The sequence below is a fragment of the Achromobacter pestifer genome (genome assembly GCF_902859625.1).
GTDB lineage: Bacteria > Pseudomonadota > Gammaproteobacteria > Burkholderiales > Burkholderiaceae_B > Achromobacter > Achromobacter pestifer.
In genome coordinates, this window is record NZ_CADIJX010000007.1 from 124,857 (window position 1) to 146,778 (window position 21,922).

The window sequence follows — 21,922 nt, forward strand, 5'->3', positions numbered from 1 at the left end:
GCCATCTACCGGATCCTCTCGCATGCCCGCCGCCACCTCTTCCGCCACTTCCCTTGATTTCGTCCGCTTTGCCCTGAACGAAGGCGTGCTGCGCTTTGGCAGTTTCAAGGTCAAATCGGGTCGGATCAGCCCCTATTTCTTCAACGCCGGCTTGTTCAACAGCGGCGGCACGGTGGGCAAACTGGCGCAGTTCTACGCCCAGGCGCTGCTGGATTCCGGAGTGGAATTCGACATGCTGTTCGGCCCGGCGTACAAGGGCATTCCGCTGGCGACCGCGACGGCCGTGGCGTTGGCCAGCCATCCGGCCATGCAAGGCCGCAGCGATGTGCCGTTTGCCTACAACCGCAAGGAAGCCAAGGACCACGGCGAAGGCGGCACCCTCGTCGGCGCACCCTTGACGGGCAAGGTCGTCATCATCGACGACGTGATCACGGCAGGCACGTCGGTACGCGAATCCGTGGAGATCATTCGCAACGCGGGCGCTGAGCCCGCCGCCGTGCTGATCGCCATGGACCGCATGGAACGCGCGGGCCCGGACGACGCGCTGTCGGCGCATTCGGCGGTGCAGGACGTGGCCAAGACCTACGGCATTCCAGTGGTGGCCATTGCCTCGCTGTCGGACATCATGGCGTTGCTGCAAGATGATGCGTCCTTCGCTGAAAACCGCGATGCGGTGCAAGCGTATCGGACGAAGTACGGGGTGAAGTAAGACTATTGGGCGTGCGGACGGTTCGTCCGCCGCCTTGCCTCAACGGTAGTGGGCCATTGGCTCGGCCAAGCCGTGCGGCCGCCCTAGTACGGTGACGCCGGATGCCCCTGCGGCGTCGGCCAGCTTTCGATCAAACGTCGCCAGAAATCCACCGCTTCTCAATGCCAGCTCCAGATAGCTGGCGTCATAGGCAGTCAAAGCGTGCCTGCGCGCCAACTGGTAGATGCGAGGGAGCCGGAAGGCCGCAGCGCTCAGGTCAGGAAATATCGGCAGCCGGCCCAGAAGCAGATCGAACGAGGCCAGTTGCTCCTGCGTGGCCAGTTGGCTTCGCGCGGCACGTAGCATGCCGTTCGCGATCTCCAGGTGCCAGATAGGCGGCACCGTATTTTTCGAGTCATGGGCGACTTCAAGCAAATGGTTGGCTAGCAGGCTTTCCTGGGTATCGGTGCGGCCAAGCATCCAGGCTAGCGTGACAGAGGCGTCCAAGACCAGGTTGATTGCCGTCATTCCCGACCTTCTTCAATCCATGATCGGATGACATCGTGCGACACGGCTTGCCCACGCGGGAATAACTTCAATTCCTCGATGGCGTCGTGAGCATCCAGCGTGGTGTCGGGAAGCGTGGGAGTCAGTCTGGCGCAACGCACGCCATCGATGGTGATGATGAAATGTTGCCCTTTGCTGACGGCCAGCAAGTGCTCCATGAATTGCTCTCGCAACAGCTCATCGCTGATTTCGATGTACTTCATGGCCAATCTCCCGATCAAAAAATAGACCTCCCCATTCTTCGCAAAAGAAAAAGCCGCGGCAATGTGCCGCGGCTTTTTATCAGTCTGATCCCCGTGGGGACTATCAGTTGTCGAGCTTTTGCTTCAACAGATCGTTGACTTGCTGCGGGTTGGCCTTGCCGCGGGCGGCCTTCATGATCTGGCCCACCAGCGAGTTGAACGCCTTCTGCTTGCCAGCCCGGTACTCTTCCACGATGGCCGGGTTGGCGGCCAGCACCTCGTCGATCATGGCGCCGATGGCGCCCGTGTCGCTGATCTGCTTCAGGCCGCGTGCGTCGATGATGGCATCGGCATCGCCGCCGTTTTCGCCAGCCCACATGGCGCCGAAGACTTCGCGGGCGATCTTGTTGGACACCGTGCCATCGATGATGCGGGAGATCAGGGCGGCCAGCGCCGGCGCCTGAACGGGCGAATCGGCGATGCTCTTTTCGTCCTTGTTCAAGGCGGCAGCGACCTCGCCCATGACCCAGTTGGCGGCCAGCTTGGCCTGGCCCGCTGGCAGGGCGTGGGCCACCGCTTCAAAGTAGGCGGCCAGGTCGCGGCTGACGGTCAGCTGGGCGGCGTCATAGGCCGGCAGGCCGTATGCCGATTCAAAGCGCGCGCGCTGCGCGGCCGGCAGTTCAGGCATGGCGGCGCGGACCTTGTCCACCCAGGCGCTTGAGATCACCAGCGTGGGCAGGTCGGGGTCGGGGAAGTAGCGGTAGTCATGCGCGTCTTCCTTGCTGCGCATGCTGCGGGTTTCGTCGCGGTCGGCGTCGTACAGGCGCGTTTCCTGGACGACCGTGCCGCCGTCTTCGATCAGCTCGATCTGGCGACGCGCTTCATAGACGATGGCGCGTTCCAGGAAGCGGAACGAGTTGACGTTCTTGATCTCGGTGCGGGTGCCGAATTCCTTCTGGCCCACCGGTCGCACCGACACGTTGGCGTCGCAGCGGAACGAGCCTTCCTGCATGTTGCCATCGCAGATGCCAAGCCAGACCACCAGGCTGTGCAGGGCGCGGGCGTACGACACGGCCTCGGCGGCCGAGCGCATTTCGGGCTCGGTCACGATTTCCAGCAACGGGGTGCCGGCGCGGTTCAGGTCGATGCCACTGGCGGGCGAGCCGTTGGCCAGGGTGAAGTCGTCGTGCAAGGATTTGCCGGCGTCTTCTTCCAGGTGGGCGCGTGTCAGGTTGATGGTCTTTTCTTCTTCGCCCACGAAGAACGACAGCGTACCGCCCACGACCACAGGCAGCTCGTACTGGCTGATCTGATAGCCCTTGGGCAAGTCGGGATAGAAGTAGTTCTTTCGCGCGAAGACCGAGCGCGGCGCGATGGTCGCGCCGACAGCCAGGCCGAAGCGGATGGCGCGTTCGGCAGCGCCGTGGTTCATGACCGGCAGGCTACCCGGCAAGGCCAGGTCCACCTCGTTGGCATGGGTATTGGGCGCCGCGCCGAATTCGGTGCTGCTACCCGAAAATATCTTGGAGTCGGTGGAAAGCTGGGTATGCGTTTCCAGGCCGATGACGATTTCCCAGTTCATGTTCTCAGCCTTGCTGGACAGGGGCACGCGTATGCCAGTCCGTCACTTGTTGGTAGCGGTCGGCGATGGCCAGCAGGCGGCCTTCGTCGAAGTAGTTGCCGATGATTTGCAGGCCGACCGGGCGCGGGGAGCCAGTGCCGTTGCCGAAGCCGCACGGGATCGACATGGCGGGCAAGCCGGCAAGGCTGACGCCCAGCGTGTAAACGTCGGCCAGCCAGTCGGCGGTCGGGTCGTCGCGGTTGTCGCCGATGTTCTTGGCGACGGTGGGCGTCACCGGCCCCATGATCACGTCGCACTGCCCGGCGTAGGCGCGCTGGAAATCCTGCGCGATCAGCCGGCGCAGGCGTTGCGCTTGCAGGTAATAGGCGTCGTAGTAGCCGTGCGACAGCACGTAGGTGCCGATCAGGATGCGGCGCTTGACCTCGTCGCCGAAGCCTTCGGCGCGCGAGCGGCTGATCATCTCGTTCAGGTCGCCGTACTGCGCGGTGCGATGGCCGTAGCGCACGCCGTCATAGCGCGCCAGGTTGCTGGACGCTTCCGCGGGGGCGATGACGTAGTAGGCGGGGATGGCCAGTTCGGTGCGCGGCAGCGAGACCGGTACGCGCACGGCGCCCAGCGCCTCGAACTGGGCCAACGCGGCTTCGACCGCGGCAGCCACGTCAGGCGCCAGGCCGGCGCCGAAATATTCTTCCGGCACGCCGATGCGCAGGCCCTTCAGGGGCTGGCTGCCGGCGGCATCGAAGGCCGCCTGGGCCGAGTCGAAGTCGCGGCGGACGCGGCCGGGTTCGTTGACGGCGGCGTCGCACTTTTCCAGGCTGGTGGCGTCGCGCGGATCAAAGCCGCTGACGACATCCAGCAGTTCAAGCAGGTCGCGGCTGCTGGCGGCCAGCGGGCCGGCCTGGTCCAGGCTGGAGCCGAAGGCCACCATGCCGTAGCGCGACACCGTGCCATAGGTCGGTTTGATGCCGCTGACACCGCACAAGGCGGCGGGCTGGCGCACCGAGCCGCCGGTATCAGTGCCGGTGGCGGCGGCCACGAGGCGCGCAGCCACGGCGGCGGCCGAGCCGCCCGACGATCCACCCGGCACCGCCGCGTGGTCCCAAGGATTCTTCACGGCGCCATAGGCGGAATTCTCGTTGCCGGAGCCCATGGCGAATTCGTCGCAGTTCAGCTTGCCGATGGACACGGCACCCGCCGCGCCCAGGCGTTCGACGACGGTGGCGTCGAACGGGCTGACGTAGCCTTCCAGCATCTTGCTGCCGGCGGTGGTGCGCCAGCCGCGGGTCACGAAAGCGTCTTTGTGGGCGATGGGGACACCGGCCAGCGGGCCGGCCGAACCATCGGCCAGGGCAGCGTCGGCGGCGCGGGCCTGGGCCAGCGTCAATTCAGCGTCAATATGTAAAAAGCAATTCAGGCCGCTGGCCGCATCGGCAGCCGCCAAGGCGCTTTGAGCCAGCTCGACTGCGCTGACCTGGCGTTGGGCGAGGGCCGCGCGCAAGGCGGCGATCCCCTCGAATTGGGTATGCAAGGCGGGTTTCGTCATGGCTCAGTCTAGGACTTTAGGGACCAGGAACAAGCCTTCCTGGGCGTCGGGGGCGTTGGCCAGCAGCGCTTGGCGGCGGGCTTCCGAGCTGGTCTCGGTGACGGCGTCTTCACGCAGGCGCAGCACAATGTCCTCATGGGCGGACAGGGGGTGGGCCAGGGGTTCGACGCCTTGGGTGTCGACGGACTGGAGCCGTTCAATCAGGTGGAGAATGCCGTTAAGCTCGGCCTGCGCAAGCGTGCGCTGGTCGGGGGTCAGTTCGATTCTGGCCAGCCGGGCAATGCGGGCCACATCTTTGTCATTGAGCGCCATAGGAATTGCAAAATCGATAAGCGAAGGCCGAAGGGCGGGACTGGGCGATATGCACGCGCCAAACCCGTTACAAAGCTTGAATAGCCTGCATTTATGCGCTATTTCCGGTGAAATTATAAGTTATGATTCACGGTTTAATCGCCGTGATGACAGGCGGACCCGACGTTTTTCGGGCCAAACGCCCCACGGCATGAACCCAATTCCCCCCAGAATTTAGCTGAGCTCCCATGTTCGGATTCCTGCGCAGTTATTTTTCCAGCGATATGGCGATCGATCTCGGTACCGCCAATACGCTGATTTACGTCCGCGGCAAGGGCATCGTCCTCGATGAGCCCTCCGTGGTCGCAATCCGTCATGAAGGCGGGCCTCACGGCAAAAAGATCATCCAGGCCGTCGGTCAGGAGGCCAAGCAGATGCTTGGCCGAGTGCCCGGCAATATCGAGGCCATCCGGCCCATGAAGGACGGCGTTATCGCCGACTTCACGGTCACCGAACAGATGCTCAAACAATTCATCCGCATGGTGCATCCCCGCAACATGCTGGCGCCCAGTCCGCGCATTATCGTCTGCGTGCCCTGCGGTTCCACCCAGGTTGAACGCCGCGCCATCCGTGAATCGGCCTTGGGCGCGGGCGCGTCCCACGTCTTCCTGATCGAAGAACCCATGGCCGCAGCCATCGGCGCCGGCCTGGCCGTGTCCGACGCCAGCGGCTCCATGGTCGTCGACATCGGCGGCGGCACCACCGAGGTGGCGGTCATCTCGTTGGGCGGCATGGTCTACAAGGGCTCCGTGCGCGTCGGCGGCGACAAGTTCGACGAGGCAATCGTCAACTATATCCGTCGCAACTACGGCATGCTGATCGGCGAACCCACCGCCGAACTGATCAAGAAGGAAATCGGCTCGGCGTTCCCGGGTTCCGAAGTCCGTGAAATCGAGGTCAAGGGCCGCAATCTGGCCGAAGGCGTGCCGCGCAGCTTCACGGTCTCGTCCAACGAGATCCTGGAATCGCTGACTGACCCGCTGAACCAGATTGTTTCCGCGGTGAAGATCGCGCTTGAGCAAACCCCGCCCGAACTGGGCGCCGACATCACCGACAAGGGCATCGCCCTGACCGGCGGCGGCGCGTTGCTGCGCGATCTGGATCGCCTGCTTCAGGAAGAGACCGGCCTGCCCGTCGTGGTGGCCGATGATCCTCTGACCTGCGTCGTGCGTGGTTGCGGCGAGGCGTTGGAACACCTTGAGAAACTGGGCGCCATCTTCATCAACGATTAATCCCGCCCGTGAGCCCGGAGCCCCGCTTTCTTCCGGCTCCGGCCGCGGCGGGGGCTACGGACACGGGCGCCCGGGCTGAAATTCATGCAACGACAAGGGACTCCTCCCCTATTCAGGCGCGGCCCACCTGCTGAGGTGCGGCTGGTCATTCTGGTCGTCCTTGCTTTGGCCTTGATCATCATGGATTCGCAATGGCGCATGCTCGAACCTGCGCGCCGAGCGATGTCCGTGGCGATTTACCCCTTCCAGCGCGCCGTCATGGCGCCGCGTGACCTGGTTCAGCAAGTCAACGAATGGGTCAACGCGGCCAATCTCATCCGCAGCGAAAACGAAGCGTTGCAGCGTCAGCGCATCGAACTGGCCCAGGTGGCCAGCCATGCGGCTCAACTGGCCGCTGAAAACGCACAGTTGCGCCGTTTGCTGGGGGTGACCGACACCGTGGCGCAGTCGGCCGTGGTGGTCGAAGTCATGTATGAACCCACCAACGCCTTCACGCAGCGGCTGGTGTTCAACAAGGGCAGCAAGGCGGGCTTGGCGCCCGGCATGCCCGTGATCGACGAAGGCGGCGTGGTCGGCCAGATCGTCCGCGTGACGCCGATGACCGCCGAAGCCGCCTTGGTGACGGATGAGCAGGTGTCCATTCCTGTCCAGCTGCTGCGCAACGGGCTGCGCCTGATTGCGTTTGGCGGCAATTCGCCGGGCAAGATGGAAGTCCGTTACCTTGCCGCGAATGCCGACATCAAGGAAGGCGATACTATCGTTACCAGCGGCGTCGGCGGTTTGTTCCCCGCCGGCCTGCCCGTGGCCAAAGTGACCTCGGTCGAACGCGACACCGCCTCCGGTTTCGCGCGCGCCGTGTGTGAACCGTTGGCCCACCCCGAACGCTATCGCCACTTCCTGGTATTGCAGGTGGATGTGGCGCGCGCCGAGTCCAACCGTCAGGAGGTCGATTCCGGTGGATCGGACTAATCACTCGCAACCCAGGCGCCGCCTGGGCACTCCCAGCAACGTGCATCCTGACCGCCTGTCGGGTCCGGCGCACGGGGTATTTGTTTGGGGCACCCTGATACTGGTGTGGCTGGTGTCCTTGCTGCCGTGGCGTTTGTGGCAAGGCGCACCCGACGTGCTGCTGCTGATCATCGCGTTTTGGTGCGTGCACGAGCCGCGCCGCGTGGGCCTGTTCACCGCCTTCTTCTTCGGCCTGCTGATGGACGTGCATGACGCGGGTCCGCTCGGCGAACACGCCTTGTCGTATACGCTGGTCGCCTATGGCGCCGTGGTGCTGCACCGCCGGCTGCAACGATTCGACCTCTGGAGCCAGGCGATGCACATGCTGCCTGTGTTCTTCATCGCCCGTTTCGTGACTCAGATCATCCACGCCTGGCTGGCCGGCAAATGGCCGGGCTGGGACTGGTGCATCAGCGTGGCCATCACCGCCGCCCTGTGGCCGTTGGCGGGCTGGGTCCTGCACTTGCCGCAGCGCGGTGCCGACGACGCCGAATCCTCCTCCGCCTGAGGACGGCGTCGCGTCATGTTTGAATTCAAGAAAACCGGCCAGCATCAAAAGCAGCGCTTCCGCCTGCGCGCATGGGTGGGCGGCGCGTTCGCCCTGGCATGCTTCGGCGTGCTGGTGGGCCGGTTCTGGTACTTGCAGGTCGACCGTTACGAAGGCTTGTCCGAACGCGCCGACCGCAACCGCATCGCGGTCGTGCCGATCCCGCCGCGCCGTGGCGAGATCCTGGACCGCAACGGCGAAGTCCTGGCACGCAACTACCGTACCTACACGCTGGAAGTGGTGCCCGCGCACGCAGGCAACATGAACGATCTGTTCGAGCGCCTGACCGAAGTTGTTTACATCAGCCCCACCGACCAGCGACGCTTCAAGCGCCGCGCGGCGGAGTCCAGCCGCTACGCCAGCCTGCAATTGCGCAACAACCTGAACGAGACCGAGGCCGCCTGGTTCGCCGCGCACGCCTTCCAGTTTCCGGGCGTCGAGCTGCGCGCCCGCTGGGTGCGCGAGTACCCGCAGGGCGCGTCGGCCGGGCACGTGGTGGGCTATATCGGCCGCATCGCCGAGGGTGACAACGAAGAACTGGAACGCGCGGGCCTGCTGGGCAACTACCGTGGCACCGACGTCATCGGCAAGAAGGGCATCGAGAAAACCTGGGAAGAGCAGCTGCACGGCCGTACCGGTCTGGAAGAAGTGGAAGTCACCGCCAGCGGGCGCCCCATGCGCACACTGCGGCGGATCGATCCGGTGCCCGGGTCGGACATCATGCTGTCCATCGACCTGGGCTTGCAGAAGGTGGCCGAAGAAGCCTTTGAAGGTCAGCGCGGCGCGCTCGTCGCGATCGATCCGGATACGGGCGAGGTCCTGGCCTTTGTCTCGCAACCTTCCTTCGACCCGAATCTGTTCGTGGACGGCATCGACGTGGACAACTGGCGCATGTTGAATGAGTCGCCAGACCATCCGCTGATCAATCGTCCGCTCTACGGCACGTATCCGATCGGTTCGACCTACAAGCCCTTCGTGGGCCTGGCCGCCTTGGAACTCGGCAAGCGCCGGGCCACCGACCGCATCTCGGATCCTGGCTATTACGAATTCGGGGGCCAGAAATTTCGCAATGCGGGCGGCGCGGCCTACGGCATGACCGACATGCACAAGGCCATCGTGGTGTCGTCCGACACGTATTTCTATTCGCTCGGCCCCGAGATCGGCGTGAACGCGCTGCATGATTTCACCAAGCAGTTCGGTTTTGGCCAAATCACCGGCATCGACCTGGAAGGCGAAAAACGGGGCGTGTTGCCGTCCACCGACTGGAAACGGGCGGCCTACAAGGACAAGGACCGCCAGCGTTGGTATGCCGGCGAAACCATTTCCGTCGCGGTGGGGCAGGGCTACAACGCCTTCACCCTGTTGCAGCTGGCGCAGGGCACGTCCACGCTGGCCAACAACGGCCTGTACCGCCGCCCGCACTTGGTGCATGCGGTGCGCGACCCCCGCAGCGGCGTGGCCAAGCCCACCGAATCCGTGCCCGACTACCGCATCCCGCTCAAGCAAGCCAACGTGGATGTGATCAAGAATGCGATGGCGGACGTGGTGCGAGCCGGCACGGCACGCCGCGCGTTCGCCAATGCCCCGTACCAGGCGGCCGGCAAGACCGGTACGGCTCAGGTCTTCAGCCTGCGCGGGGGACACTACCGGGCAAGCGCCATCGACGAACGCCTGCGCGATCACGCGCTGTTCATGGGGTTTGCGCCGCTTGAACATCCGCGCATCGCCGTGGCGCTGATCGTCGAGAATGCCGGCTGGGGCGCCAGCGTGGCCGCGCCTGTCGCGCGCAAGGTGTTCGACTACTGGCTGGCCAAAGACCGGCAGGACAAGATCGTGCGGCCAGACCGGGCGGACCCGCTGGCCTCCGTTGAAACCATTACCTCCGACGTGGTGCGCCAATAATGAAGCGCCTGGGCCTTATCCTGCTGCGCGTGTTCACCGCGTTCGACTGGCCGCTGCTGGCGATCCTGATGATGTTCGCCGCGCTGGGTCTGACCGTCATGCATTCGGCGGTGGGCGGCACGGATTGGCGGTTCGCGGAACAGTCGCGTAATTTCATCATCGCGTTTTTCGCGATGTGGACGATGGCGCTGATTCCCCCCAAGTGGCTGATGAAGCTGGCCTTGCCCTTCTACGTGGTGGGGGTGGTGCTGCTCTTGGGCGTGGAGTTCTTTGGCGAAACCAGCAAGGGCGCGACCCGCTGGTTGAATCTGGGCGTGACGCGCATCCAGCCATCCGAAATGATGAAGATCGCCGTGCCGATGATGTTGGCCTGGTACTTCCAGCGTCACGAAGGCGCGGTGCGTATCCGCGACTTCCTGGCGGCCGCCACGATGCTGGCCGCGCCGTTCGGCCTGATCGTGCTGCAACCTGATCTGGGCACGGCGCTGCTGGTCTTTGGCGCCGGTTTCTTCGTCATCTATTTCGCGGGTTTGTCGTTCAAGCTGCTGGTGCCGGTGATGCTGGCCGGCATCATCGCGATCGGCACGTTGGTGTACTACGAAGACCAGTTATGCGAACCCGATGTGGACTGGGTGGTGCTGCACGACTACCAGAAGCACCGGGTCTGCACGTTGCTGAATCCTAGCTCCGACCCATTGGGCAAGGGCTTCCACACGATCCAGTCGATGATCGCGGTGGGCTCGGGCGGGGTCTACGGCAAGGGCTACATGAAGGGTACGCAGACGCACCTGGACTTCATTCCCGAGCGCACGACGGACTTTATTTTCGCGGTGTACGCCGAGGAATTCGGTTTGTACGGCGGTATCGCGATCCTGGTGCTCTACGGCCTGATGATGGCGCGCGGCTTGACGATCGCGTCGCGGGCGTCATCGCAGTTCGGCCGTTTGCTGGCCGGAGCATTGACGATGATGCTGTTCATATACGTATTCGTGAACGTGGGGATGGTGACGGGGATCTTGCCTGTCGTTGGGGTGCCGTTGCCGTTCATGAGTTACGGGGGGACGGCGTTGTTCACGATGGGAATTGCGTTCGGGATCATGATGAGTATTAGCAGGCATCGGTCTGTGAAGGCTTGATGCTGCGGGTGCTTTGTTGTGGTGGCGGAACCGATGGCACTTCGTAGGGCGCCCGTCGGCGTGGGCGACATGGGCACTCGCGCCCACGATTGCGGTCCAGCGCGCAGGCGCTGGACTTCCCCTTCGTCATCTTCGTCCAGGCCTTCGGCCTTCCCTTCAGATTCCCTCGGGCGCATCGAGGTTGCTCGCGCCCATGTCACCCACGCCGACGGGCTGTCGCCGTCTTGGCTTGGTGCGTTGCTGGATTGGTGATTTGCATCGAGTTTGCGGGGGCCGCCGATTGCGGCCGCGCGGGCGGCCACAATCGGCATACGCATTTTTCGTCGTTGTTGCGGTGGGCGCTTGCGCGCTTGTGTCGGGTGGTTTGCTGATGGGGCGCAATCAGGTGGGGTGGGTGGTGATGGGCGGCGCGCGACGGGCAGCCTCTTACGCATGTGGACCCTCTCGCGCGCGCCGCCCATCGGGCATTGGTGTTCAAGTGACGATTGGCAGCGGTCGATTTTCTTGCCTGTGCGCGTAGCGGCGGCACGCTGATGCAAGATGTCGCGTAAGCCCCCAAAGGCCGCCCGCGCGGCCGGCCGGGGGCGGGCCCTGCAAGGTTTTTCTCATCTCGATATTGTGTGCAAGAAGCCTAAGCACACGGCTCGCCCTGGCGACCTTCGCGTTCAATTGCCCGAGCCCGGCGCGGTGGAGGCCTGCGGTGCGCGGGGAGTCGATAAGCCCGAGGGAATCTGAAGGCAGCGGCCGCAGGCCGCAACGAAGATGACGAAGGGGAAGCCCGGAGCGAAGGCTCCGGGCCGCAATCGTTGACCCGCGCACCGCAGGCCTCCGCCGTGACGGGCGTCTTAAGAACCAACACCCGTCACAAGCAAAACCAACCGCATCAAACCGGCAATGCGTCCGGCACACCCAAGTCGGACGCCAGCTTTTTCAAGCCATCCCAGATCCGGCTGTCGAATTCAATCGAATCGGCGTTCACTGCACGGTTCCGGGCTTCGTATTCACCCGGGTACTGCACGGCTTCCACCCCGGGTTGCGGCTTGCAGGCGTGCAGGTAGTCGATGAAGGCGCCAACTTCCATTGAGCGCCAATCCGTATTGAAGTCCACCTGCGGGTCCAGCAGCAGCGCGAACATGTTGTTCGTGGCCACGCCGATGCGCGGGTGTTCGGGCTGGATCGTGCCGCCGCCGGACAAGACGCCCGCCAGCAGTTCAGCCACCAGGCCCAGCGCATAACCCTTGTGGCCGCCGAAGGGCAGCAGGGCGCCTGGCGGGTCCGAGAAGAGGGCGTTGGGGTCGGTCGTCGGGTTGCCGTCGGCGTCGATCAGTGATCCGGGGGGAGCTTGTTCGCCCTTGGCGGCCAGCACCCGTGCCTTGTTCACGGCGATCGAGCTCGTGGCCATGTCCACGATGAACGGCGGACGGCCGCCCGGCAACGGGCCGGCGAAGCACAGCGGGTTGGTGGTCAGGCACGCCTGGGCGCCGCCAAACGGCGCCACGGTGGGGGAACGGTTGATCACGTTGGTGAAGGCCAGCAGGATCAGGCCCTTGGCCGCGACCATTTCCCCAAAGTGGCCCATGCGGCCCAGGTGATGGCTGTGGCGCAGGGTCACGATGCACTGCCCGTGTTCCTGGGTGCGCTCGATGGCCTTTTCGATGACGGCCTTGCCAACGTACTGGCCCAGGCCGTGATGGCCGTCATAGGCCAGCATGGCGCCGCGGTCATTGACCAATTCGGGCCGGCCGTCGGGCTTGGCCAGGCCTTCGGACAGTACGCGCCGGTAGTTCGTCAGGATCGACAGGCCGTGGCTGGTGTAGCCCACCCGGTCGGACTCGACCAGGTGTTCGGCCACATCGCGGGCGATGTCTTCGGGCACGCCTTGTGCCATCAGCACGCGGCGGCCGTATTCATTGGCTTGGGCAATGGAGAGTTTCATGATGCGTTCTCCTTAGAGCCAGCCGAGCCAGCGCCAGTAGGTCATGCCCATCAGCAGCATCAGCAGGTAGCCGACGATGGTGACGATGATGCCGACTTTGGCGAACTGCTTGGCGTTGAAGGTTTCCGTGCCCAGGCACACCATGTTCTGCGGCGCGTTGATCGGCAGGATGAAGCCATAGCTGACCACAAAGCCCAGCAACATGGTCATGCCCAGGCGGTTGAATTCGCCCGGCAGCGTGGCCAGCACCGAGATCAGGATGGGCAGCATGGCCGAGGTCAGCGCGGTGGCGCTGGCGAAACCCAGGTGGATGATGATCAGGAACGCGGCCAGGATGGCGAAGATGGCCAGCGGACCCAGGTGGTCAAGCCCGGTGTGCGCCACGACCTGGTTGCCCAGCCATTGGCCTGCTTGCGTCGTCAACAGGGCGGTGCCCAAGCTGATGCCCACGCCGAACACGATCACCGTGCCCCATGGGATGCGTGACTGCACGTCTTTCCACGTCATCACGCCAAAGCGCGGCAGCATCAACAGCACCAGGCCGAAGTAGGTGGTCGAGGTGGTGTCGAACTTGTGCAGCTTGCCTTCCGTCGACCAGAACAGCAGCAGCATGACCGAGACGGCCATCAGGCGCTTTTGCGCGCTCGTCATGGGGCCCAGTTCAATCAGCGACTTTTCGACGGCTTCCTTGCCTCCGGCGATGCTGTCGCTTTCCGGCGGCAGCAGTTTCAACACCACGATGATCAACACGGCCGACATGATCAGCGACCACGGGGCGCCTGCGATCAGCCAGTCCGACCATGCCACCCGTTCGCCCAGCATCTTTTCCATGAAGCCGACCGTCAGCAGGTTCTGTGCGGCGGCGGTCTGGATGCCGACGTTCCAGATGCTGGTGGCTTGCGCCACGATGATCATGATGCCGGCGGCGATGTTTGAACGCTTGTCCACGCCGAAGGCCGCGATCACACCCATCATGATCGGCACCACGGCCGCGCTGCGCGCGGTGGCGCTGGGAACGACCAGGCTAAGTACGATCGTCACGGCAATACATCCGATCAGGATGCGGCGCGTGCTGGTGCCGACCTTGGACAAGGTGACCAACGCGATGCGCCGGTCCAGTCCCGTGAAGGTCATGGCGGCGGCAATGAACAAGGCGCCGGTCACGAGTGCCAGCGCCGAGTTGGCGAAGCCGGTAAGCGCCATGCTGATGGCGGCCGAGGTGCCGTAGAGCACTTGCGGGTCTTTGATTGTCGGAGCCGTGCCCAACAGGAAGGCCATCAGCGTCGTGATCATGATCGCGCTGGCTTCGTAAGACACGGCTTCGGTAATCCAGACCACCACGGCAAACGCCAGGATCGCCAGCATGCGGTGCCCAGCGACCGGCAGGTCGGCGGGCAGGGGCATCATCAACACCCCGATCATCACCACGATGCCGGCAATGAGTCCGATGGGAATTTTTGCTTTCTTTGGGGCTTGCGAGGCAGGGACAGCGGCTGGCGCGGTCATATCCATCTCCGGTTAAGGTCAAACTGACGACACACTCCCCGCGAGCACGGGTTAATCAATTCGATGTGTCGACGCTACAGGATGATCGTGACGGCATTAAGGAAAACCCGTATTGATGTGGGTCAAACCGGTAGGGATTTGCGCTTGTGGAGAACCCACTTGGAGCATTATGCTCGTCGGCCTCCGATGGTCGCAAGGCTTGGAATGTTGCATGAATGCACACCAATTCTGCCAGCGGCCACGCCGGTTGGCACGACATTTCGCCGTTAATTCGTTCGTGTTATGCCGCAAATGCGCGGCTCAGCCCAAGGCCAGGCGCAGTTGTTCGTCCAGATGCAGCGTCGGCGTGACGCGCCAGCCGCTTTGGGCATAGCGCAGCCAGCGGCCCAGCACCAGATGCGTCAGCAGGCTGGCGTGCGCGGCCACATTGGCATCGGGCGGCAGGCCACCGTCGGTGATGGCGATGCGCAGCGATTGCCGTAGCGACGTTTCAATCCGGTCATTGATGTGGTTGATGCGCTCTTGCAGCCGGTTGTCTTCCGTGACCAGCGCATCGCCGGTCAGCACCCGCGTCATGCCCTTGTTGCGTTCCGAAAAGGTCAGCAGCATGGAGACGGTCTGGTGCGCTTGCGGCACGCCGTAGGGTTCGGCGGCGGCGATCTGGTTCACCAGCGTGAAGATGCTGGTCTCGATGAATTCGATCAGCCCTTCAAACATCTGCGCCTTGCTGGCAAAGTGCCGGTATAGCGCCGCTTCCGACACCTCAAGGCGAGCGGCCAGTGCGGCCGTGGTGATGCGGGCCGCGTGCGGCTGCTCCAGCATCTCGGCCAGTGTTTGCAGAATCTGGGTCTTGCGCTCGCCGGGTTTGCTCGCCATGGAAGGGACTGCTCTCGCGCAGGCTTGACGGTGAATGGGGGGGGAGGAGCGCGCCGCTATCCCCGTAGGGGACGCCGGCGTAACAACAAATCACTGACGGAGTTTACCCGCAAGTCGACGTAGGCCGGACGATGCGCGCGGCCTCGGGAAAAGGGGGTGCCAGGGTGGTAGACATGCACGGTGCGGACACCGGCCTGGCGCGCACCGCGCAGGTTGGCCAGCGTATCTTCCACCAGGACGGCACGATGCGCCGGCACACCTTCCCGGGCCAGTACATAGCGCAACAGGGCGGGCGACGGCTTGGGCCGGAATTCACCATGCAGGCGCATGTGCTCGATGGCCCACAGGCTATCGAACTGGCGCAGGATGCCCAGCCGGGACAACACCGCGCGGGCGTAGTGCAGCGGCGCATTGGTCAGCAGCACCTTGCGCCCCGGCAATTGGCGCAGCTTGTAGGCCAACGCCTTTTCGGCACGCACCAGTGGGTTGACGTCGAAGTCGTGGCTGCGGTGCAGGAAGGCGTGAGGGTCCACGCCATGGTGCCGCACCATGCCGATCATCGTGGCCCCGTAGCGCTTCCAATACTGTCGGCGCACGGCATTGGCCGTGTCGATGTCCACGTTCAGGGCTTCGGCCACGGCCATGGTCATGCCATGGTCGATCTTGGGAAAGATGGCGTGCGAGGTGTCGTGGAGCGTATTGTCCAGATCAAACAGCCACAGGCGTTCGGAAACGCCCGTGGCCGTGCGTCGCGACCGGCGCAAGCGCACCGCCGGCCGCAGCAATTGACGCTGAACCGGCATTTAGTGCGAGCTGATCATCGTGCCAACGCCCTGATCGGTCAGGATTTCCAGCAGCAGGCAGTGCGGCACGCGGCCGTCGACGATGTGCACGGAGTTCACGCCGTTCTTGGCGGCGTCCAGCGCCGAGGAGATCTTGGGCAGCATGCCGCCCGAGATCGTGCCGTCGGCGAACAGTTCGTCGATGGTCTGGGCGGACAGGCTGCGCAGCAGCTTGCCGGCCTTGTCCAGCACGCCCGGGGTGTTGGTCAGCATCAGCAGCTTTTCAGCACCCAGCACTTCGGCCATCTTGCCGGCGACAACGTCGGCGTTGATGTTGTAGGCCGTGCCGTCTTCGCCATAGCCAATGGGCGAGATCACGGGGATGAACTGGTCGTCCTGCAAGGCCTTCACCACGGCCGGTTCGACCACGGTGATGTCGCCCACGAAACCGATGTCGATCGGTTCGTTGGGGTTGTCCTTGTTGGCCATCAGCTTCTTCTGCGCCTGGATCAGGCCGCCGTCCTTGCCGGTCAGGCCCACGGCCTTGCCGCCGACCTCGTTGATCATCATGACGATGTCTTGCTGGACTTGGCCGCCCAGCACCCATTCGACCACTTCCATGGTCTCGGCATCGGTCACGCGCATGCCCTGGATGAAGGTGCCTTGCTTGCCGATGCGGCGCAGTGCGTCGTCAATCTGAGGACCGCCACCGTGGACGACCACCGGGTTCAGTCCCACCAGCTTGAGCAGCACGACGTCGTGCGCGAAGCTGCGCTGCAAGCGCTCTTCCGTCATGGCGTTGCCGCCGTACTTGACCACGATGGTCTTGCCGTGGAATCGTCGGATATACGGCAGTGCTTCAGACAGCACAGCGGCTTTGACAGCGGGGGACGAAACGGCAGCAGGGTCGGGGGTGTCGGTCATGGCAGCTAAGTCGGCAACTAAGTATGAGTGGTTAGAAAAAATGCCTGCACAAAATCGCGTTCGGGACGCGGTAGCGCAAGCATACGACGGATTGTAGTACCCACACGTTTCATATGCCTAAAACCTATGTCCATATGCCCGACAAATAACCGGCATTCAGGTAAATTGGGGGCGTTTTCGAGAGCGCGGCGCCCCGCAAAAGGGGGTGAATCCGCATCCGGGTGGACATCGGCCCCCTTTTTTATCCCTATAAGAGGCAACACATGCGTTTGAACTTTGTCCGCTCTGCCCTCGTGGCATCGGCCTTCCTGGTGGCGGCCAATGCCGCCCACGCTGAAAAAGTGGTGGTGGGCGCGACCCAGGTGCCGCACGCCGAGATCCTGGAAGTGGTGAAACCGCAGCTGGCCAAGCAAGGCGTGGAGCTCGACATCAAGGTGTTCAGCGATTATGTGCAGCCCAACCTGCAACTGGTCGACAAGCAGCTGGACGCCAACTTCTTCCAACACAAGCCCTACCTGGATTCCTTCAACCGGGATCGCAAGGCGACGCTGGTGCCGGTGGCCCTGGTTCACGTCGAACCCTTCGGCGGCTACTCCAAGAAGATCAAGAGCCTGTCCGAGCTCAAGGACGGCGCCACGGTTGCCATTCCGAACGACCCGTCCAATGGCGGCCGTGCACTGGTGTTGCTGCAAAAGCAGGGCGTGATCAAGCTGAAGGACCCGTCCAACATCCTGGCTACCGCCGCTGATGTGGTCGAGAACCCCAAGAAGCTGAAGTTCCGCGAACTGGAAGCCGCGATGCTGCCGCGTTCGCTGGATGACGTGGACTTGGCGCTGATCAACACCAATTACGCGCTGGAAGCGGGTCTCGTGCCGACGAAAGACGCGCTGTTCATCGAAGGCGCCGATTCGCCTTACGCCAATATCCTGGTGACCCGCAGCGACAACAAGGACGCGCCGGGCATCAAGAAGCTGGTCGAGGCGCTGCACTCGCCTGCCGTGAAGACTTTCATCCAGGAAAAGTACAAGGGCGCCGTGATCCCGGCGTTCTGACAATCCGGTTTGAACCCCCAAAAGTAAACCGCCCGGTCGACGGGCGGTTTTTCTTTGGCGCGCGGCGCGGGGCTTGGCGATCAGCCCGCAGCCAGGGCCTTTTCCACGGTGGCGTGGAATTCAGCCACATCGTATTCGCCCAGATAGCGCTTGATGATGTGGCCCTTTTTATCGATCAGGAATGCCGTCGGCGTCAGGCGGATGTCGCCAAAGGCGCGTGCGATGTCGCCTTTGGTGTCCAGCGCCACGGGGAAGGGCAGCTTGCGCTGTTCGGCGAAGTTCAGCACGAAGTTGGGCGGGTCGTAATCCATGGCGACTGCCACGGCTTCGTACCCCTTGCTGGCGTACTGCTTATAAGCGGCGATGGTTTCCGGCATCTGCTTCACGCACGTCACGCAGCTGGTTGCCCAGAACTTGACCAGCACGACCTTGCCGCGCAGGTCCTGCATTGAGAAGGTCTTGCCTTCCAGCGTGGTGAAGGTCACGTCGGGTGCGGTTTGGGCAGGGCGCCAGACGAACCAGGCGCCGATGCCGACCGCCACCAGGACGGCCAAGGCTACGATGGCTTTTTTCATTTGATGGGCATGGCTTCTACGCCGTTGCTCGTGCCGGCCGCGTTGTCGCTGGGTGCCGCGCCGGCGCCGCTTTCAATGGGCGCTTTGGATTCCGTGGAATTGTTCTTGGTGCTGCTGTTGGACAGCCGGATCGCTTCTTCGCGGCTGATCGTTTCAAACAGTTTAACTACCTTGGCCACGCCGCCGACATCCGCAGTGGCGTTGGCGGCGTACTCGCCCTCGGCCTGGGTGAGCTTGCCCATCAGGTAGACGACGCTGTGGTCGGTCGTCAGCGCGATGGTGCCGGACGGCACGTATTTGGTGTTGATCAGCGCGGTCTTGACCTTGGAGGTCAGCCAGGTGTCGTTGGACCGCGTGCCGAACGAGGCAATCGGGCCCACGTTCAACTGATTGATGACCTGTTTGACGCTTTCAACGCTTTGCGCGATGGCGGTGGCCTGGCTCTTGGCTTCCTCGGTGGGGACGTCGCCCGTCAGCAGCAGGTGGCCGCCGTAGGCCATGGCGTTGACCCGGGCGGTGTCTCCCAGTTTCTGCGAGATCTGGCTTTGTGCCTTGAACGCCATGTTCTGGTCTTCAAGCTGGATACCGGACGTGCGGCGGTCTGTGACGACGACCGCCGTGGTGGCGGCGGCACCGCCCACGATCAGGGGCGCGCAGGCCGTCAGCGACAGCGCGACGGTGGACAAGGCGGCCGCAAGCATCAGGGGGCGGGTTGCGGTTCTGACGTCAGAAATCATTCGGTGTCTCCAAGCAGAAGAGCGTCAATGCCGTCGCACAGTGCGTGCAGCAGCAGAATATGGACTTCCTGGATCCGCATCGTGCGATCGCTGGGAACACATAGATGGACGTCCATGGGCGTAATGAGTTCCCCCATGACGCCACCGCCCTTGCCCGTCACGGCAAGAACATGCATTTCGCGCGCACTGGCGGCTTCCATGGCGCGGACCACGTTAGGGGAATTGCCGCTGGTGGAAATCGCCACCAGGACGTCGCCGGCTTGGCCAAAGGCGTTGACCTGGCGCTCGTAGATCTCGTCGAAACCGTAGTCGTTGCCGACAGCGGTGAGGATCGCGGTGTCGGTATTGAGCGCGATGCCCGCCAGCGGCAGGCGCTCGCGTTCAAAGCGGCCCACCAGTTCGGCGATGAAATGCTGCGCGTCAGCGGCGGAACCGCCGTTGCCGCAAGCCAAAATCTTGCCGTTGTTCGCCAGGGCGCCGAATAGTACGTCCACCGCCACTGCCAGCGGTTCGGCCAGGACGTTCATACTTTGTTCGCAGGCAGCCATGGCGTCGCGAAAGTGCGACGTCATACGAGAGGTCATATCCATGGGCGCGATTATCTCACGGTGCAGAGGCCCTGTTCTGTCCAGGCGTAACGACACTTCGGCAGGCGGTAACCGGGGAGGCTGATCCGTGCCGGGCAGGAGCTTGCCCGCACGCGGTTTCATGCGGGCAGCCTCATGGCAGTGAGAACGCGCCGCGCAGCCACTGCGGCTGGCCGGCCTCGAAGACGACGGCATCGAAGCGGGCAGGGGGCCACTTCCCGTACCAATGCCGCCGGGCAAGTTCCGGCAGCCAGTACGCAGCGGCACGGGCCAGCCGTGCCTGCTTGTCGTGGTCGATGCTGGCCGCGGCGCCGCCGTAGCGGGACCGGCCGCGGGCACGGACTTCAACGAAGACCAGCGTATCGCCGTCGCGCATGGCCAGGTCGATCTCTCCTGCGCGTGTCCAGAGATTGCGCGCCAGCAGCACCAGGCCCCGGGCCAGCAGCAGGCGCAACGCGGCGTCTTCGTGGAGGTCGCCACGGCGTTGCATGGGCGAACGGCGCACGGGCGCGTCGTCCGGCGCGGCGCGTTGACGGGCGCGTCGGCGGCGTTTGTCCGCGCGGCGCCGGGCCGCCAGCGCCAGTTCGCAGGCCAGGCGCAAGGTGTCGTCCGTCATGACGGGCTCCGAAGGGGCGGGCATTGGCGGCTACACTGACATGGTTTTCCGTGTCAGTGGGCTGCAATGAATCAAAATGTCTCACCCTCGCCTGCCGGCGATGCCTGGAGCCGCGTTGCCGAGCGCGTGGCCGGGCAGCATTGGCCCGCGTCGACCTTGTACGTCGTGGCCACGCCGATCGGCAATCTGGGCGACTTGGGGCTGCGAGCCTGGCATGCCCTGCAACGCGCCGATGTGATCGCGGCCGAAGACACGCGCGCCAGCCGGACCTTGTTGGACGCCTGGGGCGTCAGCACGCCGCTCATGGCGGCCCACCGCCACAACGAGGCCGCCGCCGCCCAAGCCATCTGCGCGCGCTTGGCCGAAGGTCAGCGCGTGGCGTTGGTGTCGGATGCGGGGGCGCCCGCGGTCAGTGATCCGGGTGCCCGCGTGGTGCGCGCCGTGCGCGAGGCTGGCTTTGCGGTCGTGCCGGTGCCGGGGCCCAGCGCCGTGATCACCGCGTTGATGGGCAGCGGCGTCACCACCGACGAGAATCCGGCCTATGCCTTCGCCGGTTTTGCGCCGCCCAAGGCCGTGGCCCGCCAGCGCTGGTTGCGCTCGTGGTGCGCCTTGCCCGCGCCCATCGTGATGTTTGAATCGCCGCACCGGCTGGCCGCCACCTTGGCGGATCTGCTGGAAGTCTGCGGTCCTGGCCGGCAACTGACCGTGGCGCGCGAACTGACCAAGCGGTTTGAAGAGATCGCGACGCTCACGCTGGGCGAAGCCGCAGCCTGGCTGGCGGCCGACTCGCATCGTGAGCAAGGCGAATTCGTGCTGATCGTGCACGCGCAAGCCGCGCAGGAAACCGACGAGGAAGCCGATCCGCGCACCGATGTGCTGCTGGACGCGCTGCTCGAATCGATGTCCGTCCGCGACGCTACCCGCGTGGCCGCCAAGGTCACGGGCGTGGCGCGCGACGTGTTGTACAACCGGGCGCTGGCCCGCAAGAAGTCGTCGGAGTAAGGCATGGTGTATTCAACGGTGGTGTCGAACAAGCCCGCCGACCCTCTCGAACCCCTCAGCTATCGCGATATGGCCACGCCACTGGGTGACTTGCGTCTGGTCGCCAGCCCCAAGGGCTTGCGCGGCGCGTGGTTCACGGATCAGGAATTACTGCCGGCGGCCGACGGTTGGACGCATACGGAAAGCGATCCCATCCTGGAGCAGGCCCGTCGCGAACTGGAGGAATGGTTCGCGGGCAAGCGCCAGGGGTTCGACGTGGCGCTGGACCCTGTCGGCACGACGTTTCAGCATCAGGTCTGGCACGCGCTGTGCGCGCTGGATTTCGGCAAGCTGACCAGTTATGGCGATCTGGCGCGCACGGTGGGGCGTCCCAAGGGGGCCCAGGCGGTGGGCGGCGCGGTGGGTCGCAATCCCATCATCATCATCATTCCCTGCCACCGCGTGATCGGTGCCGATACCGCACTGACCGGATTCGGCGGCGGATTGCCGCGCAAGCAGGCCCTGCTGGCGCATGAGGGCAACCGCTACGTCAGCCGCAACCCGCGCGCGCGCCGTGTGTGCGACGGCCAGGCCGAGCTGCCCTGGTAGGCG

23 protein-coding genes are annotated in these 21,922 nt (G+C 64.1%); 9 read left to right on the forward strand and 14 right to left on the reverse strand.

Translation table 11 applies throughout. The annotated features are described in order from the left end of the window. Nucleotides 1-22: 22 nt before the first annotated feature. Nucleotides 23-709 (forward strand): orotate phosphoribosyltransferase, encoded by a 687-nt coding sequence (gene pyrE / locus HV753_RS24020; RefSeq protein ID WP_175177093.1) that lies wholly within the window; start codon nucleotides 23-25, stop codon nucleotides 707-709. Between the two features lie 39 nt (nucleotides 710-748). Here pyrE and HV753_RS24025 read toward each other — a convergent pair whose 3' ends face one another. The 5 genes from HV753_RS24025 to gatC all read right to left on the reverse strand — a co-directional run bounded on the left by HV753_RS24025 (nucleotide 749) and on the right by gatC (nucleotide 4,874). Beyond that, nucleotides 749-1,216, reverse strand: a complete 468-nt coding sequence (locus HV753_RS24025) for a type II toxin-antitoxin system VapC family toxin (protein ID WP_175177094.1) — start codon at nucleotides 1,214-1,216, stop codon at nucleotides 749-751. After that, complete coding sequence (locus tag HV753_RS24030; protein WP_175177095.1) at nucleotides 1,213-1,458, reverse strand: hypothetical protein; 246 nt, start codon at nucleotides 1,456-1,458, stop codon at nucleotides 1,213-1,215. Before HV753_RS24030 ends, HV753_RS24025 begins: the two co-directional genes overlap by 4 nt. Before the next feature lie 103 nt (nucleotides 1,459-1,561). Then, nucleotides 1,562-3,019, reverse strand: coding sequence for an Asp-tRNA(Asn)/Glu-tRNA(Gln) amidotransferase subunit GatB (gatB, locus tag HV753_RS24035; protein WP_175177096.1), 1,458 nt, complete (start codon nucleotides 3,017-3,019; stop codon nucleotides 1,562-1,564). 4 nt (nucleotides 3,020-3,023) lie between these two features. Next, nucleotides 3,024-4,562, reverse strand: coding sequence for an Asp-tRNA(Asn)/Glu-tRNA(Gln) amidotransferase subunit GatA (gene gatA, locus HV753_RS24040; protein WP_175177097.1), 1,539 nt, complete (start codon nucleotides 4,560-4,562; stop codon nucleotides 3,024-3,026). Nucleotides 4,563-4,565: 3 nt separating this feature from the next. After that, nucleotides 4,566-4,874, reverse strand: a complete 309-nt coding sequence (gene gatC / locus HV753_RS24045; RefSeq protein ID WP_175177098.1) for an Asp-tRNA(Asn)/Glu-tRNA(Gln) amidotransferase subunit GatC — start codon at nucleotides 4,872-4,874, stop codon at nucleotides 4,566-4,568. Between the two features lie 227 nt (nucleotides 4,875-5,101). Here gatC and HV753_RS24050 point away from each other — a divergent pair, with 227 nt between their 5' ends. From HV753_RS24050 to rodA, 5 genes are all read left to right on the forward strand, one after another. Continuing rightward, entirely contained in the window at nucleotides 5,102-6,145 is a 1,044-nt protein-coding gene (locus HV753_RS24050) for a rod shape-determining protein (RefSeq protein ID WP_006391829.1), read from the forward strand. 84 nt (nucleotides 6,146-6,229) lie between these two features. After that, nucleotides 6,230-7,114 (forward strand): rod shape-determining protein MreC, encoded by an 885-nt coding sequence (gene mreC / locus HV753_RS24055; protein WP_175177099.1) that lies wholly within the window; start codon nucleotides 6,230-6,232, stop codon nucleotides 7,112-7,114. Next, nucleotides 7,101-7,661 carry a rod shape-determining protein MreD gene (gene mreD, locus HV753_RS24060; protein WP_175177100.1) on the forward strand — a complete coding sequence of 187 codons (561 nt, stop codon included), beginning with the start codon at nucleotides 7,101-7,103 and terminating at the stop codon, nucleotides 7,659-7,661. Before mreC ends, mreD begins: the two co-directional genes overlap by 14 nt. Nucleotides 7,662-7,676: 15 nt before the next feature. Beyond that, nucleotides 7,677-9,602: a penicillin-binding protein 2 gene (gene mrdA, locus HV753_RS24065; RefSeq protein ID WP_175177101.1), complete on the forward strand. Its 1,926-nt coding sequence runs from the start codon at nucleotides 7,677-7,679 to the stop codon at nucleotides 9,600-9,602. Next, complete coding sequence (rodA, locus tag HV753_RS24070; protein WP_175177102.1) at nucleotides 9,602-10,738, forward strand: rod shape-determining protein RodA; 1,137 nt, start codon at nucleotides 9,602-9,604, stop codon at nucleotides 10,736-10,738. The genes mrdA and rodA overlap by 1 nt, the downstream gene beginning before the upstream one ends. An 883-nt stretch (nucleotides 10,739-11,621) precedes the next feature. Here rodA and HV753_RS24075 read toward each other — a convergent pair. From HV753_RS24075 to argB, 5 genes are all read right to left on the reverse strand, one after another. Continuing rightward, entirely contained in the window at nucleotides 11,622-12,674 is a 1,053-nt protein-coding gene (locus tag HV753_RS24075) for an Ldh family oxidoreductase (protein WP_175177103.1), read from the reverse strand. Nucleotides 12,675-12,686: 12 nt separating this feature from the next. Next, nucleotides 12,687-14,180, reverse strand: coding sequence for a DASS family sodium-coupled anion symporter (locus HV753_RS24080; RefSeq protein ID WP_175177104.1), 1,494 nt, complete (start codon nucleotides 14,178-14,180; stop codon nucleotides 12,687-12,689). 300 nt (nucleotides 14,181-14,480) lie between these two features. Next, on the reverse strand, nucleotides 14,481-15,056 hold the full coding sequence (gene slmA / locus HV753_RS24085) for a nucleoid occlusion factor SlmA (RefSeq protein ID WP_175177105.1): 576 nt from the start codon (nucleotides 15,054-15,056) through the stop codon (nucleotides 14,481-14,483). 56 nt (nucleotides 15,057-15,112) lie between these two features. Further along, nucleotides 15,113-15,859: a pyrimidine 5'-nucleotidase gene (locus HV753_RS24090; protein ID WP_175177106.1), complete on the reverse strand. Its 747-nt coding sequence runs from the start codon at nucleotides 15,857-15,859 to the stop codon at nucleotides 15,113-15,115. Continuing rightward, nucleotides 15,860-16,762, reverse strand: coding sequence for an acetylglutamate kinase (gene argB, locus HV753_RS24095; protein ID WP_175177107.1), 903 nt, complete (start codon nucleotides 16,760-16,762; stop codon nucleotides 15,860-15,862). It lies immediately after the preceding gene. A 263-nt stretch (nucleotides 16,763-17,025) separates the two neighbouring features. Between argB and HV753_RS24100 the strand changes: the two genes are divergently transcribed. Next, nucleotides 17,026-17,814 carry a MetQ/NlpA family ABC transporter substrate-binding protein gene (locus HV753_RS24100; protein WP_175177108.1) on the forward strand — a complete coding sequence of 263 codons (789 nt, stop codon included), beginning with the start codon at nucleotides 17,026-17,028 and terminating at the stop codon, nucleotides 17,812-17,814. Between the two features lie 80 nt (nucleotides 17,815-17,894). Here HV753_RS24100 and HV753_RS24105 read toward each other — a convergent pair whose 3' ends face one another. The 4 genes from HV753_RS24105 to HV753_RS24120 form a co-directional block, all read right to left on the reverse strand. Beyond that, entirely contained in the window at nucleotides 17,895-18,389 is a 495-nt protein-coding gene (locus HV753_RS24105; RefSeq protein ID WP_175177109.1) for a peroxiredoxin family protein, read from the reverse strand. Continuing rightward, on the reverse strand, nucleotides 18,386-19,126 hold the full coding sequence (locus HV753_RS24110) for a BON domain-containing protein (RefSeq protein ID WP_175177110.1): 741 nt from the start codon (nucleotides 19,124-19,126) through the stop codon (nucleotides 18,386-18,388). The genes HV753_RS24105 and HV753_RS24110 overlap by 4 nt, the downstream gene beginning before the upstream one ends. After that, the gene (locus HV753_RS24115) at nucleotides 19,123-19,716 is read right to left on the reverse strand and encodes a phosphoheptose isomerase (protein ID WP_175177111.1); all 594 of its coding nucleotides are present in this window, start codon (nucleotides 19,714-19,716) and stop codon (nucleotides 19,123-19,125) included. Before HV753_RS24115 ends, HV753_RS24110 begins: the two co-directional genes overlap by 4 nt. A gap of 130 nt (nucleotides 19,717-19,846) precedes the next feature. Beyond that, the gene (locus HV753_RS24120) at nucleotides 19,847-20,329 is read right to left on the reverse strand and encodes a YraN family protein (RefSeq protein ID WP_175177112.1); all 483 of its coding nucleotides are present in this window, start codon (nucleotides 20,327-20,329) and stop codon (nucleotides 19,847-19,849) included. 66 nt (nucleotides 20,330-20,395) lie between these two features. Between HV753_RS24120 and rsmI the strand changes: the two genes are divergently transcribed. After that, a complete protein-coding gene (gene rsmI, locus HV753_RS24125) occupies nucleotides 20,396-21,331 on the forward strand; it encodes a 16S rRNA (cytidine(1402)-2'-O)-methyltransferase (protein ID WP_175177113.1) in 936 nt (311 codons plus the stop codon). Nucleotides 21,332-21,334: 3 nt separating this feature from the next. After that, nucleotides 21,335-21,919, forward strand: coding sequence for a methylated-DNA--[protein]-cysteine S-methyltransferase (locus HV753_RS24130; protein ID WP_175177114.1), 585 nt, complete (start codon nucleotides 21,335-21,337; stop codon nucleotides 21,917-21,919). Nucleotides 21,920-21,922 lie beyond the last annotated feature (3 nt).